The organism is Acinetobacter colistiniresistens (assembly GCF_000413935.1).
In the GTDB taxonomy this organism is placed as follows: domain Bacteria; phylum Pseudomonadota; class Gammaproteobacteria; order Pseudomonadales; family Moraxellaceae; genus Acinetobacter; species Acinetobacter colistiniresistens.
Genome location: NZ_KE340381.1, coordinates 370,099 through 387,397, shown reverse-complemented (window position 1 = coordinate 387,397; position 17,299 = coordinate 370,099). Strand labels below are relative to the sequence as shown.

The following is a 17,299-nucleotide window of genomic DNA, read 5'->3' as shown; positions in this document are numbered from 1 at the left end:
AACCGAAAGGTTCTTAATTTTTTTAGATCATTATAATTTTACTAATTCGACGCGTCTGTTTTTTGCTTTACCTTCCTCAGTATCATTGCTGGAAACGGGTTTACTATCACCAAAGCCTTGCGCCTTTAAACGGGATGGATCAATCCCTGCATCCGTCAATACTTTAACGACGGCTTGTGCTCTTGCCTGAGAGAGTTTTAAGTTATGTGCTGACTCACCAGAGTTATCGGTATAGCCATTAATTTCAAGTTTTAGAGCATCATCACTTTTCAACAAGTTCAGTATTTGCGTGATTTGTTCATCTGAGTTTGCTAACAGTGTGGCTTTGTCTGTTTCGAAGTTGAGGTGTATATCCACTTTATTATATTGATCTAAAGCTGTTTTTAACTGACTTGCGGATAGGGGACGTGCCGTTATGTCTATGGGTCGGGTTTCTAAGACCAATAGACCCGCTGAATTTCCGCTTTGGGTGATTTGAAACCAGATATCTCGATGATTCTGATGAATTACATAGCTTTGTGTTGGATTATTATAAATATCACCTAAGCCTTCTACATACGATACCCCATATTTCTCTGAAAGTTGGGTGGCGAGTTCTGCCGGGATTTTACTGTCTGTGATTTTTTTCCCACCTAAGCGGGTAATAACGGCCTCTAAATTACGCTGCAACTCTAAGAAGGAGGCTTGTTTGTTATTCTCTTCAGCATCGATCCGTCCATTAAAAAGCTGACCTTCAACTTTCTCTAGTCGATCTCCGACCCAGAATTCCATTTGAGCAAAGTTTTCAGTGGCTTGATGAGCAAAATAATAGCCTTTAGGCAGTTGAATAAATGGAAAATCTCCAAGTTCAATATTTGAAATCGGAATTTGATTGAGACTGAAAGTATTTGCTTGAGTTTGTGCTTCTGCTGATTGATGTTCTGTGGTCGTGGCACTTGTTTCGGCTGTCTCAGGCTTTTCTTGTTTTTTGCTGCAACCGATGGTCGTTAGGCTGATGATTGCAGTCATTAAAATCACGGATGAAATTTTATTGTTCATATGCTTTCCCTAGTTAAGGCATACATGATATCCAAAACAAAATACGATTTTTAATTAACTTAATTTAGGCTGACAGATCGAATTAGAAAATGATCTGCCAGCTGATTGAACACTTTTTTCAGTTTTTTAACTATGCTGCCATTCAGCAACAAATTCCTGTTGCGCCATACGATTTAAATGATCAATCACGACCTGTTCCAGACGAGCCACATCTTCTTGTTGATTTTCAATCAGTACGGTTAAATGTTGTTCCTGTGGTGTGAGCGTAACTGTCGCGGTCGGCATAAAAATTTTTGAATCTATTTCAGTTTCCAAGACTTCAAACTTATGTTTCCAGTGGTTGACCAAACGTTTACTGATTCGTTTTCCTTCAGTCGTAGTGATATTGGTACTGCTATTCATATTGCTCTTCTATCCTAAAATTTCATTGAATAACATAGCAAAGCTAACAGGAGATAAAAACTGTCTAGATGCAACGTGGTGTTGCAAGGTTGCAATGCTCTAATAATGACTTTGTAACAGACCTAAACGGACTAAGTTTGCTATAATGTATGCATCATTTTTCTCAGAGTTTGCCAGGTCATCCATGTCCAAGCCTTATTTAATTGCACCTTCGATTTTATCTGCTGATTTTGCACGTTTAGGTGAAGATGTAGAGAAAGTTTTAGCTGCAGGTGCAGACGTTGTACATTTTGATGTGATGGATAACCACTACGTTCCGAACCTGACTTTTGGTGCAGGGGTATGTAAGGCGCTCAAAAGTTACGGCATCAAAGCACCGATTGATGTGCATCTGATGGTATCTCCTGTTGATCGTATGATTGGCGATTTCTTGGAGGCCGGTGCAGACATCATTACCTTCCATCCTGAAGCAACGGATCATATTGATCGTTCGTTACAGTTGATTAAGGCCGGTGGTGCCAAGGCCGGTTTGGTTTTCAACCCAGCAACACCGTTGCACTATCTTGATTATGTGCTGGATAAAGTTGATCAAATTTTATTGATGAGCGTTAACCCAGGTTTTGGCGGGCAAAAATTCATTCCAATGACGTTGGAAAAATTACGCCAAGCACGTCAGATCATTGATGCCAGTGGTCGTGATATCCGTTTAGAAGTCGATGGTGGTGTCGGCCCTGCAAATATCCGTGAAATTGCAGAAGCGGGTGCAGATATGTTTGTTGCGGGATCGGCCATTTTTGGTCAACCTGACTATAAGACTGTGATTGATCAAATGCGTGCAGAACTGGCTCAAGTTGGTGCAACAGAAGTTTAGTATTTTCATTCTATTATTCACATAAACTTGTGGATAACTTTGTTTATAACTCGGTGGATAACCGTGTTGATAAGCAGGTGGATAAGATGTTGTTAAAATAAACAAAATGATTTCAGTTGTTTATATTAACAGCAAAATAATCAAAAAAGGACAGTTTTCTGTCCTTTTTTTGTGCACTAACTTATTTATTTTGCTTTATTTTTGCTCGTGCTTATCAATAGGTCAATTCGTTTGATAAAGCAGCAGTTTAGGGTGGGGTGTCGCTGCAATTGCTGAAATTCAAACACAAAGATGATTGTGTATAACTGCAAAAGAACTTATCCTAGGCAAGGTTAAATCTTTTTTGATGATTGAAACAAGGGACATTAAGTGCAACTTCTCAAGCGATACAAACGTGTGTGGTTTGTATTCCTGATGATATTTTTCATCGGGGGAAGTGGCGTGGCTGTGGCTGCTGTTCAAGCGATTCAATCCGATCAAAATAGCTCAGTTTCAATTCCAGCCATGGCCTGTCATGATCAGCAAATGATGGATCAACATCATCATATGCAATCGAAAACAGATTCATTGAGTTCAGCACAATGTCATGATGGGAAACTGCATAGCGATCAACATTGTCAGGACTGCAATAGTATCTCGCATTGTCAAAGCGTTAATCTGGCTTTGGATCCGTATGGCCCAAGTTTAAGGGCGACACCCTTTTTAGAGCTGAATACCCGTACCAATACGGATTATCAGGCTCGACATCTTGCGGGCTACTGGCAAGAGATTCTACGCCCTCCTAAAGCCTGATCTGTCTTTACAGGCTCTTTCTGTCCATGAAAAGAGCAATTTGAAAAGTTAACAGATTAGGAAATTATCATGTCTTCAAAACTATATGCTGGCGTTGTTGCTAGCTTAAGTCTATTGTTTGCCCCTTATACGCTGGCTGCAATTAAAGAATATCATCTGAACATTAATGAAGGGACGGTGAATGTCACCGGCAAGCCCGTCAAGCGTATTACTGTAAACGGTAAATTTATCGCCCCGCTATTAGAGTTTGAAGAGGGCGATGAAGCGGTGATTCATGTGCATAACCAGCTTAAAAATCAAGATACGTCTTTGCATTGGCATGGATTGTTATTGCCTGGGCTGATGGATGGCGTGCCTGGTTTTAATGGTTTCCAAGGGATTAAGCCAAATGGCAGTTTTGAATATCGTTTTAAAGTACGTCAAAACGGCACCTATTGGTATCACGCACATAGCAAGGGACAGGAACAAGACGGTTTGTATGGCGCTTTGGTGATTTATCCAAAAGGCAAGCAACCTGTTGCTGCACATGAAAAAGCACAGCGCGACTACGTGGTGATGTTGTCGGATTTCCATGAAACGGAAAGTGACAAGATCATGGCAAATTTGAAAAAGTCTGCTGAATACTATCAAAACCATCGTGAAACACTGGGTGATGTCTGGAAACAAGTTAAAACGCAGGGTTTAAAAGCCACCTGGCAAGATCGTTCCGCATGGAATCAGATGCGTATGGCCAAAACTGACATGGGCGATGTAGACGGCTATACCTTCTTGGTCAATGGTCAGACCCCACAACAAAACTGGACCGGTGCTTTTAACGCGGGTGAAAAAGTACGTTTACGCTTTATCAATGCTTCAGCAATGTCTTTCTTTGATGTACGTATTCCCAACTTAAAAATGACCGTGGTCAGTGCTGATGGTCAGCCAGTCAAACCTGTTCCTGTGGATGAGTTCCGTATCGGTACAGCTGAAACCTATGACGTACTGGTCGAACCAAAACAAGTCCATTATCAAATCGAAGCGGAATCGATTGACCGTACGGGCTTTGCTATTGCGTCATTGCACAATGACATGACACCCAATACCCAAGCAGTTCAAATCCCTAAAGCGCGACCACGTGCCTTGTTGACCATGGAAGATATGGGCATGGATCACGGTTCACATGGTCAGATGGATATGAGCAAAATGAATCATGGTTCAGATCAGCCAATGAATATGGCCAATATGGATCATAGCCAGCATCAGATGCCACAAGACAAGGCGAAAACTACAACAACTTCGCAGCCAGCTATAGATCACAGTGCACATGCTCAAATGAATATGGCAAATATGGATCATAGCCAGCACCAGATGCCACAAGATCAGGTGAAGACTGAAACAACTTCGCAGCCCGCTATGGATCACAGTGCACATACTCAAATGAATATGGCGAATATGGATCATAGCCAGCATCAATCAGCTGCAACTTCTGAAGCATCAAACACGGATACCGTGCAGGGCTGGGCCAATGCGGCAACGCCTGCGGGGCATAAAGCGTTAAGTTATGCAGATTTGCAATCCTTAAATCCGCAGCCTGAAAGCTATAGTCGCCCAGCAGAACGTGAAGTGGTGATTCGTTTGGGTGGAACCATGGAGCGTTATATCTGGACCATTGATGGTAAGAAGTTTAGTGATCCTGACTTTAAGCCTTTAACCGTCCGTTATGGTGAACGTATCCGTCTCAAATTTGTCAATGACAGTATGATGGCGCATCCGATGCATTTACACGGCATGTTTATGCAGTTGGAAAATGGTCAGGCACCACAGGATATGCCAAATAAACATACTTTGATTGTGCCGCCAGGCAAGACCGTTACGGCTTTACTGACAGCGGATGAAATTGGAGAGTGGGCGATCCATTGCCACCTGTTGTATCACATGAGTGCGGGCATGATGAGTAAGTTAATTGTCGCCAATGTAGATGGAAGCACAGCTGCACCAGCAACCCCAGTTCAATCGTCTCAAGGAGCGAGCCATGCACATCACTAAGCAATCTTCCAAGATGAAACGCTATACACAATTATTGGCGATGGGCGGATTGGTCTCTTCTTTAAGTGCATTCACTTTTGCACATGAAGGACATGATCAAATGATGCAAATGGATATGTCGGCGCAGCAGAATATGCCCATGAGCGCTACCTCTGCGATGGATCATTCGCAACATCAAAGTCCAAGTATTTCTCCGCAGACGCAAAATAAAGATGAACATGCGGGCCATTATAAGGAGCATGGTGGGCAGATCTATCAAGCGACGCAGTTAGATACGCAATGGCTACTTGATGAAGATGGACAAGGCACACTCAAATCCAAGTTAAAAACTTGGGTGGGAACCGATGAAAATAAATTATTCATCCTTGCCGATTATGCCAAAGCTGAGTCAGAAAAATCGGAGCAAAGTCTGGCGGCGCTATACAGTCGAAACATTGCAGATTTCTGGGATGTGCAAGCAGGGGTGAATTACCGATATAACCCTGATCGTGAAGTGGATAAAGAGCAATTTGAGGGTGTCGTCGGTTTGCACGGCATGGCGCAGTATTTCTTTGAAACCGATGCGCATCTGTATATCGGACAAGATCAACAATGGCGCTTTGTATTGGAAACGGAACGCGATCTGTTACTGACTCAAAAGTTGATTATGCAGCCTTATCTGGAAATGGAATGGGTACTGCGTGATGAATCCAAGTATGCATCTAAAACCGGTCTTGCCGATGCAGAAGTGGGGATCAAAACACGCTATGAAATCGTCAAGAACCGCGTCATGCCTTTTATCGATGTTGGCTATGCTTATAGTAACGGGCGTAAGCAGACCAATTGGCAAACTGCCAGTGATTCCAAAAATGGTTGGGTCTACGGTGCAGGTCTTTCGCTAAAGTTCTGATATTTTGTTTAAAATGTCATTTTTTCGAGATACTGTTGGTTTATACTAACAGTATCTTTTTTGAGTCATTCATGGTGCATAAATGGCTTTAGAACAACAACACAATCCAATAATAGATAAAGCAAACTCGTCGACCAATTTACGAGAAAAAGCTGCACGTGTGTCGGCTTCTCAGCTTGAGTTGATTCCTGCCGATGGCAGTATGAATGTCAGTTTTTACTATATTCCCCATATGAGTAGTCCTGTTGAAGTGCTGCGGGTTAGAAAAGCATTACTTCCTTTTTCAGATCAATTGATTGAGCACTGTATCGATTTAGAAGCACGACATTTAGCCCTCTATCATCAGGATCCGATTGCTGAGGTGACTGCCGCATTACAGCGTTTGAATCTTGGTGCGGAATTGCAGCAAACCATGCCGCATTATGAACCGATGGAACTGGCGACCTCTAAACAACATGTGGTTCAGGATAAATATGAGCAGCAAGATGAAAATGTTTTAAGTCTGATTCAACAGTTCTTTTCAACTGTTTTAGATCGATTTAAGCAATGGATAAGAGCCATACAAAATAAACAGGATCAATAACATGCCAAGATGGATGTATGGCTTGCTGGTGATTGCACTCGGTTGGATGCTGTGGACAAAATGGATTAAGCCTACACCTGATATCAGTCAGATTACGACTCAGCAAGGTGTGCAAGTTGTGGCATTAGAAAATTATGAAGGTTCATTCCGTGTGCTTTCAAGAGAAGACTATAACTTGGGGCGTGAAGCTGAGTTTTCTCCTATGGATATTGCCGTAGGTTGGGGTGATATGGCCAATCCTCAGGTCTACAAACAGATTGATATTTCTCAAAGTAACCGTTGGTATCGTTGGTCCATTGATCACGAACCTCCAATCCCACTTCAGCAGATTGTAACCCACAGTGCCAATATGCATTTGGTGCCTGCCAATGCCGCGATTGCCTCACAAATGAAAAAAATTAAACAAGATGATTTGGTGTATTTAAAAGGCTCACTGATTGAGATTAAGGCCGAAGATGGTTGGCGTTGGAAGAGCTCCTTATCTCGAGAGGATACGGGTAATGGCGCATGTGAATTGATGCGTGTCGATCAGATTGTCTGGCAGTGATTCATCTCCATAGAAAGTTTATTGTTTCAATATCTTAGTCATTTTAGATACATAACAAATCACATAATTTGTATGTTTTACAGTACACTGCTGCACCTAGGAGGACGACCTCCCCCGAAAGAATCACGTTGGGACGACCCGACACTCGATAAAGTTGAGCGTAATAAAATGGCATGGGCAATTTTAATTTTGGCAGGTATTTTTGAGGTCATTTGGGCATATTCCATGAAGATGTCTGAAGGATTTACCAAGTTAACGCCGAGTATCGTGACCATTGTTTTCATGATTTTAAGTGTGGTATTACTTTCCATGTCGATGCGGACACTTCCACTTGGAACGGCCTATACCATCTGGACGGGAATTGGTGCGATTGGATCGTTTGTTGTTGGCATTTTGATCTTGAATGAACCAATGACGGCTATGCGCATGATCGCAGCGGTATTAATCGTTTCAGGTCTTGTATTGATGAAATTGTCATCAAATTAATGCTTTAGGAGAGTATGATGCAACTGGTGTATATGTACATGGATTCTCCTGTCGGTGCATTAAAACTGGTTGCTCATGATCAGGCTCTGGTCGCCGTGATGTGGGACAATGAAGACCATAAACGGGTGCGGCTTTCTGAACTGATAGAAGATCGTCAGCATCCAATGCTGCATAAGGTTAAACAACAATTAGAACAATATTTTGCAGGGCAGCGTCAGCAATTTGATTTGCCTTTGGACTTTCAAGGTACCGCATTTCAGCAACAAGTTTGGCAGGCTTTATTGAAGATTCCTTATGGCGAAACACGGAGTTATAAAGAGATCGCCGTTCAGCTGGGCAATGAAAAAGCGGTACGTGCTGTTGGGGCCGCCAATGGTAAGAATCCGATTTCGATTATTGCGCCGTGTCATCGGGTAATTGGATCGAGTGGGGCGTTGGTGGGTTTTGCAGGCGGTCTGGATAAGAAGCAGATTTTACTGAGTTTAGAGCAAAACAAAGCTTAAATAATTTTAATTCCAAAGTCTGCATAGCCTCATAAATCTGTAATGGATCAGATGTATTTTGTGTAGGCATTCTTTTACTTTTCAAAGATGAAAAGTAACAAAAATCTTTTATTGGACAGAGGGTACATCCATGTAACCCCTGTCCAACGAGCGGCATCCATGCCGCCTATCACGATAGTCAATGTTGAATATAATTCTAAAAAAACTAACTTTATTTTATAAATTATCCCTGTCGTTAATACTCGATTTTAATCGCCTTTTGGAATAAGCTTAAGCCTTTCATAACAAATTGAATGGATATTTAAAAATGGCTGTTGGTGACGTAACAATGCCACTTATGCATGTGGTGCAGGGTGTAAAAATTGGCTCAACTGAGGCGTATGTACGTTATCCAAATCGACGAGATTTAGTCATTTTTGAATTTACCGAAGGCTCAAATGTTGCTGGAGTATTTACCCAAAGCGCCTTTGCTGCTGCGCCTGTTCAATTGAGTAAAAAGCATTTGGCCGAGAACACACCACGGTACCTGATTATCAATACAGGCAATGCCAATGCTGCAACAGGTACCGTCGGTTATAAAAATGCAGAAGCCACTTGTGCCAAGTTGGCTGAGTTAACTGGTGTTCAAGCCAATCAGATTTTACCCTTTTCAACGGGTGTGATTGGTGAGCAACTCCCGATTGAACGCTTAGTGCAAGGCATTCAACCTGCATTAAATGATTTAAATGCCGATCATTGGGCGGACGCTGCGTCAGGCATTATGACCACAGACACGACACCTAAAGGTGCATCTGAACAGTTTGAGCTGGATGGTGTGAGCTATACCATGACGGGGATTAGCAAAGGCGCAGGCATGATTCGTCCGAATATGGCGACTATGCTCAGCTTCGTTGCAACCGATGCTCCGATTCGTGCTGAACTGGTACAGCGTTTATTGCAAACCACGGTTGAGCATTCTTTTAACCGTATTACCATTGATGGTGATACCTCGACCAATGACTCTTGTATCTTTGTAGCAACAGGTCTAGCTGGCGGTGCTGAAATCCAGAGCCAAGATGATGCACGTTATCAACAAGTGCTCGATGTGCTTGCACGTATCATGAATCGTTTGGCGCAACTGATTGTGCGTGATGGTGAGGGTGCGACCAAGTTCATTACCGTTCAGGTGGAAGGCGGAGCCAATACCCAAGAATGTTGTGATGTTGCCTATAGTGTTGCTGAGTCACCGTTAATTAAAACTGCTTTATTTGCTTCAGATCCAAACTGGGGGCGTATTGTGATGGCGATTGGTAAAGCGGGTGTACCGAACTTAGATACGAGCAAAGTTCAAGTCTGGCTGGGTGATGTACAGATTTGCCTAGATGGTGGTGCAAACCCAGACTATACCGAAGAAGCGGGCGCAGCTGTCATGGCTGAGAAAGAAATTAGCATTCGTATCGACCTCGGTCGTGGTACAGCAAAAGACACGGTATATACCTGTGACTTTTCTTACGACTATGTCAAAATTAATGCCGATTATCGCTCATAAATTTGCGTTATAATAAAGCCTCCACAGTGGGGCTTTTTTTATAAGCTAGTTTGTGGATGAGGTGATTTTTCCCAAATGATCACGCCATTACCCACGTTAAAAGTTTGCAGTGATGCAAGCACGCAGGATAGAGAAGACGTTTTATGAATGATGCGAATTTAATTGCGAACGAAGCCAAAAATATTGTGCAGGCGCATTTAGATCGTTTGGGCGAGCCAAAGGACAATAGCCTTAGCCCAGAAGTGAAACAAGAAAAGTTTGCCCAAATTGCAGCAGAGTTGAAAAAACGAAATGCAGTGCTTGTGGCTCACTATTACTGTGATCCTGAAGTGCAGGAGCTTGCCGAACTGACAGGTGGCTGTGTTTCTGATTCATTGGAAATGGCGCGTTTTGGTCGTGATCATTCTGCGACTACCTTGGTGGTTGCTGGGGTGAAGTTTATGGGTGAAACCTCTAAAATTTTATCTCCTGAAAAAACAATATTGATGCCAACTTTAGAAGCAACCTGTTCACTCGATTTGGGGTGCCCTGTGGATGAGTTCACAGCATTCTGCGATCAACATCCTGATCATACCGTGGTGGTGTATGCCAATACCTCGGCGGCTGTGAAAGCACGTGCCGATTGGGTGGTGACTTCAAGTTGTGCGGTTGAGATTATTGAGCATTTAGATAGTTTGGGTGAAAAAATTATTTGGGCACCAGATCAGCATTTAGGTCGTTATATTCAAAAGAAAACAGGCGCTGAAATGTTGTTGTGGGATGGTGCATGTATCGTGCATGAAGAATTCCGTGCGCGTGGTATTGCACAGATGAAAGCGCTTTACCCTGATGCGGCGGTATTGGTTCATCCTGAATCACCTGAATCGGTGGTGGATATTGCAGATGCAGTGGGGAGTACTTCACAACTGATCAAAGCTGCACAGACCTTGCCACATAAACAAATGATCGTGGCAACAGATCGGGGCATTTTCTATAAAATGCAGCAAGCAGCGCCAGATAAGGAATTATTTGAAGCACCAACTGCAGGTGAGGGGGCAACTTGTCGTTCATGTGCACATTGCCCGTGGATGGCAATGAATGAACTTGATGGCATTTTGCATGTATTACAGCATGCTGATCAAGAAATACACGTTGATCCAGCCCTAGCTGAACGAGCGAAATTACCCTTAGATCGAATGTTGAACTTTAGTGCTTCTTTGAAACGCTAAAATGTCTGAAAATGCTTGTTAAATATACATTTGATAAGGATTTATTAGTTTTTTGGAAAATAGGTGTTGACGTTCTAAGGCGTCGCGCCTAGAATGCACACCGTACCGCACGATGTGCGATACAATAAAAGCTGAAAAGAAATCGGAGCATAGCACAGCCTGGTAGTGCACCTGGTTTGGGACCAGGGGGTCGTAGGTTCGAATCCTACTGCTCCGACCATTTAAAATATGTTGAAAAACATAGTTTTAAATATCGGCGAAGTATCGTGATAGTATTATCATCGTTATGCGCCTGTAGCTCAGTTGGATAGAGCATCCGCCTTCTAAGCGGATGGTCACAGGTTCGAATCCTGTCAGGCGCGCCATTTGGCAGCTTGGTATATAGAATCAAAGTTTTGATGGTGGATGTAGCTCAGTTGGTAGAGCCCCGGATTGTGATTCCGGTTGTCGCGGGTTCGAATCCCGTCATTCACCCCAATTTCGGAGCATAGCACAGCCTGGTAGTGCACCTGGTTTGGGACCAGGGGGTCGTAGGTTCGAATCCTACTGCTCCGACCATCATCTTAAAAGATGAGATAAAATACCGCTAAGTTAGCGGTTTTTTTACGTCTGGATTTTTTGAATTTAATAACTTAAATTGAGTCCGTAGCCATAGGTCGAGGCGTACCAATTCACGATAAATGTAGAGATTAAAAATATAAGAACTAAGATCATGATGAATTTATAGCTAGCTTTTCTTGCCGCTATAAGGTAACCAGCCAACATGCTTAAGATGAACCAAAACCAAGTGTAGATCATTAAAAAGTTCTTAAATGAACCACTACAACCTTCTATACATGGCTTTTTATGTTTTAATAAGTTAATAAAAATTTCATGCGAAAGTTGCATTAAAACAATGATAATGATGAGACCTAAGATAGGGTATATAATCTTTTTTATCATTTGACCTCAAAATTAGTAGCTTAGATTTAGTCCATAGCCATAACCTGTGCTGTACCAAACAATGACTAAATAAATCATTAAATAGAAGGCAAGAATGGAATAAATATTTTTACGATTAACAGTTTTTTTTGCTAATAAGTAACCAAGTATTGGTGCGATGATTAAACTTATAAGACCAAACGAAAATACAAATTTCCTAAATGCTGGGTCACACCCTTCAGCACATACAGATGAATGAGGAATCATAAACTCATAGATTAGAGGTAGACCAAAAAAAATAATTATTACAAGGATGATACTTAAAATTGGATATATTATTTTTTTCACTATTTTACCTCGAAAAACCAAATTCTTTTAGATTTACCTAAATCAGCATATAAATAGAATATTCTATTGATACCGAGCGTAAAGCGGAACATTGAAGCCCAATTGGGAGTTAGTGATTTCCCATTCCATAAATCTATATGTCCACCGCTCGCTGCATCTGCACTTTCATCATCGCGTTCCCAATACTCTCCGAAAAATATTATTCCTGTTTTACCTTTGATTTTTGATTGCCAATCTCTCCCTGTTATGACGATAGCAGGGCCAATTCCACAAACAGGTCTTGTTTGAAGCCAGATCGCCATTTCATTTGCTCTTGTTGCTGTCGCTTTATTGTTTAATACAATACGACCAAGTGTAGGTGCTTTCCCTTCAGGTTTAAGATTGTTCTGAGAAAAAGTAGTCATCTTCACGCCTACTTTATGCAAAGTCACACTCATTCGAATTGCACATTGATTTTCAAACCCTTTAGGGGCTTGTCCATTAATGTTATATGGCGGAGTTTTGTCACCATAGTAATTATCCCATAGTTCTTTAAAGGTAATCGGGACGATTCCCACCATACTACAAGCCGCAACAGAACCTCGTTTGGGATTTGTTTTAACTGTCCCTGATTGATTAACTGGCATCACCACCACGCTTGGTGAGTGCTTCTTCACCTAAATAGAGCTTATAAGAAGCATGTCCCTCAGTTTCAATCCGTGGTAGTTTTCCATCAGCGCCAATTGTACCTTGAAAGATTTTACCCTCAGCTGTTTCGATCAAGTAGGGCATACCTTCGGCAAAACTAAACTCAGCTGCAACTTGCTCATCAAAAACTTGAGGACTGCTGGTATTGAGAAAGTTGCTGACAGCAGATGAGCTATTAGGATTTGAACCGCCCCCAGCATCTCTCACCACAAGGCTTTGACTCGGGAAAAAAGTCGCACCACAAGTGGCTTTGTCACCTGCCATAATAATTGTTCTGGTGCCTGAAATTAAAAAACCTCTGCCTGAGGATTGAGCTGTAGCCATCACTTTACATCTGGGGCAGTAGTGCTTCATGCCTTCTACATGTGCTGGAATACCTTCAATGAGAAAGGTGTGGTCAGCCTCTTGTATAATGCCGCCATGGTCTGTATGGCAGCCTTTGGTGATGAGTGCTTTCATTATGTTATCCAGTAAATAATATTCAGTTATTTAAAAAACTTGTTTTAATAAAACTAATAAATTGTTTATTTACTTGGTTCAGCCATTCAAAGTAAAGCGAAATGCAAACATTGACCTGATCTGTTAAATGAATAAGCTTGAAGTGTTGATTAGCAGGACTATTCAGCGCATTTTTCTAAAGCTAATGAGTAATATAAAGAAGTGGTTTATCAATTTCTGATCGACTCTCTTTTTACAACAACGCGACTGCTGGATTTGGCTATTGCGCTTTTATTGCGTTGCAGTTAAGTTGCTCTTAATGAAATAAATTGGTTAGACAACTACAACAGTATTTAAATGTTGTATTCGGCATAATGCTTCCACTTTTTAAAAAGAAAAAACAGAGTATAGAGATGACAGAAACAGCTTTTGATTTTGTAATTATAGGTGGTGGTTCGGCAGGCTCGGTATTGGCTGGGCGATTATCTGAGAACCCAAATATTTCGGTATGTTTATTAGAAGCTGGTGGTGATGGAAATAGCTGGTTGGTGAATACACCTTCAGCAGCGGTGATCAGTATTCCAACTAAAATTAATAACTGGGCTTTAGAAACCATTCCACAAAAAGGTTTAAATGGGCGTAAAGGTTATCAACCTCGTGGAAAATGCTTAGGTGGCAGTTCTGCGATCAATGCGATGGTCTACATCCGTGGACATCATAGCGACTATGACCATTGGGCTGCTTTAGGCAATACAGGATGGTCTTATCAGGATGTATTGCCATACTTTATAAAATCAGAGCATAACGAGCGCATTCGTAATGAATATCATGGTCAACACGGGCCATTGAATGTCAGTGAATTACATTCTGACAATCCATATCAAAAGACCTTTGTTGAAGCTGCGAAGCAGGTCAATTATCCACTCAATGATGACTTTAATGGCGCAGAACAAGAAGGGCTAGGGGTTTATCAGGTCACACAAAAAAATGGCGAACGTTGGAGCGCAGCGCGCGGTTACCTGTTTCCTTATTTAGGTAAACGCCCGAATTTACAGGTGATCACTCAAGCTAAAGTTGCCCGTATTGTGATTGAAAATGGTCGTGCAGTCGGGGTGGAATATAAACACAACGGACAAAGCACAGTTGTTCGTGCCAATAAAGAAGTCTTGTTGTCAGCTGGGGCATTCCAATCGCCACAAGTCTTGATGCTGTCGGGGATTGGTCCACGTCAAGAACTGGAAAAACACGGTATCCCTGTAATTAAAGATTTAGCAGGTGTTGGTGAAAACCTACATGATCATCCTGACTTTATTTTTGCTTATAAGACCAAGCAAATGGAAGGAACCTTTGGGGTGTCAGTTGGGGGCAGTATTGATTTGGTCAAACAGATCGGGCGTTATCGTAAAGAACGTCGTGGTTTGATTACGACCAATTTTGCTGAATGTGGTGGTTTCTTAAAAAGTCGTCCTGAGTTGGATAAGCCGAATCTACAGTTGCATTTTGTGATTGCGGTAGTGGATAACCATGCGCGAACCATGCATATGGGGCATGGGATTTCATGCCATGTCTGCTTGCTGAATCCGCGTGCGCGGGGTTCAGTCAAACTCAGTGGTAAAAATGTTGATGATCCATTATTAATCGACTTTAAATTCCTTGAAGATGAACAAGATCTGCAAGATATGGTCGATGGGTTTAAAGTCACGCAAAAGTTAATGAATGCACCTGCTTTAAGTGAAAAAATTAAAGAAGATATGTTTACAGTGAATGTGCAATCTGATGATGAAATTCGTGAGATTTTGCGCCAACGTGTCGACACGGTCTATCACCCCGTTGGCAGTTGTAAAATGGGTGTAGATGAGATGGCGGTGGTCGATCCTGAGCTAAAAGTATATGGCATTGAAGGGCTGCGTGTGATTGATGCGTCGATTATGCCAACTGTAGTCAATGGCAATACCAATGCGCCTGCAATTATGATTGCTGAAAAAGCGGTGGATTTGATTCGTCAAACTTGGAAATAAGTTCTAAGTTATTGTGGAGCTAAGGTATTTTCCTTAGCTCTTTTTATTTTAATCCAGTCTGGTATAAGAGATCATGGTATTTCTTTGAAATTTGATAAAACATTGATACTAAATAAAATAAGGTTTTGCTTGTGGTGAATAATATAGAAGTCAGTATGGATAAGGATTTTGATATTGATATGATTTATCAAAAACTTGACTAGCTTGCCAGGATGGCGGGAATACGATTATTTTGTATCGATCTTGAGGCTTTCTATTTATATTCCTTCTGATATTTTTAATGAGATTCGAGCTAAAAATTATAATTTTGTTCAAATCTACATTTGTGAAGGTTATCCTTGTTTTTCAATAGAGAAGAATATTTTTCAGAGTATTAATTTTCAGAATTATTTCAAAATTGCGTTTAAAGACCATAATTATTATTTGATAGATGAGTCTGTGTCTGGTTATCACTTAAAACAATATAATATTTATGGGGAAACGGGCCGATATATCGATTTGGATGCTGAGTAAAAATAGCTTTGGGTTGAGCTGTGATGTGAAGTGTTGCTATGTACTTTTCTAAAATTTTAGAGTTTGAACATCTTAAACTCCCTCTCTTGTTTATGCATAATTTTCTGGCTGACTTTATTGCTTTGAGATATTGATATTTCGGTCATAGTTTTTGACAATTATCCTTGTCAGGATTGAGTCATGTGTTGTTTGCTTGATACTGCAACAGGTTAAAGTGCTGAAGGTAAACAATGGGAATAAAACAAAAAAGGAAAGCATCCTATGAAATCTTTGATTTGTCATAACGCTGAGCTGAAACTGAAAGACAGTGTTCAATTGGTTCCTGCAAAGGGACAAGTCTTACTTGAAGTAGTACGTTGCGGTATCTGTGGTTCGGATTTACATATGCAACATCACTGTGATCACATGCATGATCTGGCAGCACGCGTCGGCTTTAATGGGGTGGCAAAGTCCTCGGATAAATTGGTTTTCGGGCATGAGTTCTGTGGCAAAGTCTTGGATTATGGCCTAAAAACACGACGTAAATTGAAAGCAGATACTTTGGTTTGTGCCATGCCCTTGTTAAATGTTGATCCACAAGGCTATGTTCCTACGGGCCTGTCACCGAGTGCTTCAGGTGGTTATGCAGAGCAGGTTTTGGTGCAATCCAGTCTGATGTTTGAAGTGCCGAATGGTCTAGATGCGGACAGTGCAGCGCTGACTGAGCCAATGGCTGTTGCACTGCATGCAGTACGTCGTAGTCGAATCAAGAAAAATGAGCCAGCCATCGTGATTGGTTGTGGTCCAGTTGGTTTGGGTGTGATTATTATGCTTAAGGCCGCAGGCGTTAAAACGGTGGTTGCTAGTGATTTTTCACCAAACCGCCGTCGTTTGGCTGAGCAATGTGGTGCCGATATCTTGATTGACCCTAAACAGCAATCGCCATTTAGCAGTTGGAAAGAGCTGGGTTTATTGGGCAATGTCTCTGAAGCAGTGAATATGGGGATGGGGATTTTTGACAAGGTTCAGACTTACTCATTACCGTGGGTCAATGCCATGCGCGTCGGGGATAAGCTTGGCATATTGCCAAAGCGCCCAGTAATTTTTGAGTGCGTGGGCGTGGCTGGGATCATGCAGCAAATCTTGGAAGGTGCGCCACTGTTCTCACGTATCGTCGGAGTGGGCGTGTGTATGCAAAGCGACAAGATCGAACCTGCATTGGCGATTAATAAGGAATTGGAAATCCAATATGTATTGGGTTATACACCACTTGAATTCCGTGACACGCTGCATATGATTGCAGAAGGTAAAGTCGATTGTTCGCCATTGATTACGGGTGTAGTCGGCTTGGAGGGGGTGGGCAATGCCTTTGAGGCGCTGCGTGATCCAGAACAACATGCCAAGATTCTGATTGATCCAAAACGTGCAGGCGCAACGATTGAACTGATCAAGCCTTAATATCCAAGATTCTAAAAAGCCGCTTGCAATGAAGCGGCTTTTTTATGTCAGAAGACTTGATCCAG

Annotated in this window: 16 protein-coding genes and 4 tRNA genes; 16 read left to right on the top strand and 4 right to left on the bottom strand. The window is 41.8% G+C overall.

Translation table 11 applies throughout. The features are described from left to right. Positions 1-30: 30 nt before the first annotated feature. A complete protein-coding gene (locus F907_RS03695; RefSeq protein WP_016652993.1) occupies positions 31-1,038 on the bottom strand; it encodes an OmpA family protein in 1,008 nt (335 codons plus the stop codon). Positions 1,039-1,164: 126 nt separating this feature from the next. Beyond that, a complete protein-coding gene (locus F907_RS03700) occupies positions 1,165-1,440 on the bottom strand; it encodes a DUF2218 domain-containing protein (RefSeq protein WP_016652992.1) in 276 nt (91 codons plus the stop codon). A 184-nt stretch (positions 1,441-1,624) separates the two neighbouring features. Between F907_RS03700 and rpe the strand changes: the two genes are divergently transcribed. The 14 genes from rpe (at position 1,625) to F907_RS03765 (ending at position 11,430) form a co-directional block, all read left to right on the top strand. Continuing rightward, on the top strand, positions 1,625-2,311 hold the full coding sequence (gene rpe, locus F907_RS03705) for a ribulose-phosphate 3-epimerase (protein WP_005272933.1): 687 nt from the start codon (positions 1,625-1,627) through the stop codon (positions 2,309-2,311). 369 nt (positions 2,312-2,680) lie between these two features. Further along, on the top strand, positions 2,681-3,103 hold the full coding sequence (locus F907_RS03710) for a hypothetical protein (protein WP_016652991.1): 423 nt from the start codon (positions 2,681-2,683) through the stop codon (positions 3,101-3,103). Positions 3,104-3,172: 69 nt separating this feature from the next. After that, on the top strand, positions 3,173-5,128 hold the full coding sequence (locus F907_RS03715) for a multicopper oxidase domain-containing protein (protein ID WP_016652990.1): 1,956 nt from the start codon (positions 3,173-3,175) through the stop codon (positions 5,126-5,128). Further along, positions 5,115-6,017: a copper resistance protein B gene (locus F907_RS03720; RefSeq protein WP_016652989.1), complete on the top strand. Its 903-nt coding sequence runs from the start codon at positions 5,115-5,117 to the stop codon at positions 6,015-6,017. Before F907_RS03715 ends, F907_RS03720 begins: the two co-directional genes overlap by 14 nt. An 82-nt stretch (positions 6,018-6,099) precedes the next feature. Next, on the top strand, positions 6,100-6,600 hold the full coding sequence (locus F907_RS03725; protein WP_016652988.1) for a hypothetical protein: 501 nt from the start codon (positions 6,100-6,102) through the stop codon (positions 6,598-6,600). A gap of 1 nt (position 6,601) precedes the next feature. Then, entirely contained in the window at positions 6,602-7,147 is a 546-nt protein-coding gene (locus F907_RS03730; RefSeq protein ID WP_016652987.1) for a hypothetical protein, read from the top strand. Positions 7,148-7,315: 168 nt separating this feature from the next. Further along, positions 7,316-7,633 carry a DMT family transporter gene (locus F907_RS0118145; RefSeq protein ID WP_004655532.1) on the top strand — a complete coding sequence of 106 codons (318 nt, stop codon included), beginning with the start codon at positions 7,316-7,318 and terminating at the stop codon, positions 7,631-7,633. Positions 7,634-7,650: 17 nt separating this feature from the next. Then, the gene (locus tag F907_RS03735) at positions 7,651-8,136 is read left to right on the top strand and encodes a methylated-DNA--[protein]-cysteine S-methyltransferase (protein ID WP_016652985.1); all 486 of its coding nucleotides are present in this window, start codon (positions 7,651-7,653) and stop codon (positions 8,134-8,136) included. Between the two features lie 307 nt (positions 8,137-8,443). Next, a complete protein-coding gene (argJ, locus tag F907_RS03740; protein WP_016652983.1) occupies positions 8,444-9,664 on the top strand; it encodes a bifunctional glutamate N-acetyltransferase/amino-acid acetyltransferase ArgJ in 1,221 nt (406 codons plus the stop codon). Between the two features lie 143 nt (positions 9,665-9,807). After that, entirely contained in the window at positions 9,808-10,872 is a 1,065-nt protein-coding gene (gene nadA / locus F907_RS03745; protein ID WP_016652982.1) for a quinolinate synthase NadA, read from the top strand. A gap of 143 nt (positions 10,873-11,015) precedes the next feature. Then, positions 11,016-11,092, top strand: a tRNA-Pro gene (locus F907_RS03750). 68 nt (positions 11,093-11,160) lie between these two features. Beyond that, positions 11,161-11,237: transfer RNA gene (locus tag F907_RS03755), tRNA-Arg, on the top strand. Positions 11,238-11,273: 36 nt separating this feature from the next. Next, positions 11,274-11,349, top strand: a tRNA-His gene (locus F907_RS03760). 4 nt (positions 11,350-11,353) lie between these two features. Further along, positions 11,354-11,430 (top strand) — tRNA-Pro (locus F907_RS03765). A gap of 710 nt (positions 11,431-12,140) precedes the next feature. On the opposite strand, the gene F907_RS03775 is transcribed toward F907_RS03765, so the two are convergent. Beyond that, on the bottom strand, positions 12,141-12,767 hold the full coding sequence (locus F907_RS03775) for a type VI secretion system amidase effector protein Tae4 (protein ID WP_016541606.1): 627 nt from the start codon (positions 12,765-12,767) through the stop codon (positions 12,141-12,143). Then, complete coding sequence (locus F907_RS03780) at positions 12,757-13,287, bottom strand: PAAR domain-containing protein (RefSeq protein ID WP_016652980.1); 531 nt, start codon at positions 13,285-13,287, stop codon at positions 12,757-12,759. Before F907_RS03780 ends, F907_RS03775 begins: the two co-directional genes overlap by 11 nt. 392 nt (positions 13,288-13,679) lie before the next feature. Here F907_RS03780 and F907_RS03785 point away from each other — a divergent pair, with 392 nt between their 5' ends. Together F907_RS03785 and F907_RS03790 are read left to right on the top strand one after the other, a co-directional pair. Next, the gene (locus tag F907_RS03785; RefSeq protein ID WP_016652979.1) at positions 13,680-15,284 is read left to right on the top strand and encodes a GMC family oxidoreductase; all 1,605 of its coding nucleotides are present in this window, start codon (positions 13,680-13,682) and stop codon (positions 15,282-15,284) included. 774 nt (positions 15,285-16,058) lie between these two features. Further along, entirely contained in the window at positions 16,059-17,234 is a 1,176-nt protein-coding gene (locus tag F907_RS03790; protein ID WP_016652978.1) for a zinc-binding dehydrogenase, read from the top strand. Positions 17,235-17,299: the final 65 nt, after the last annotated feature.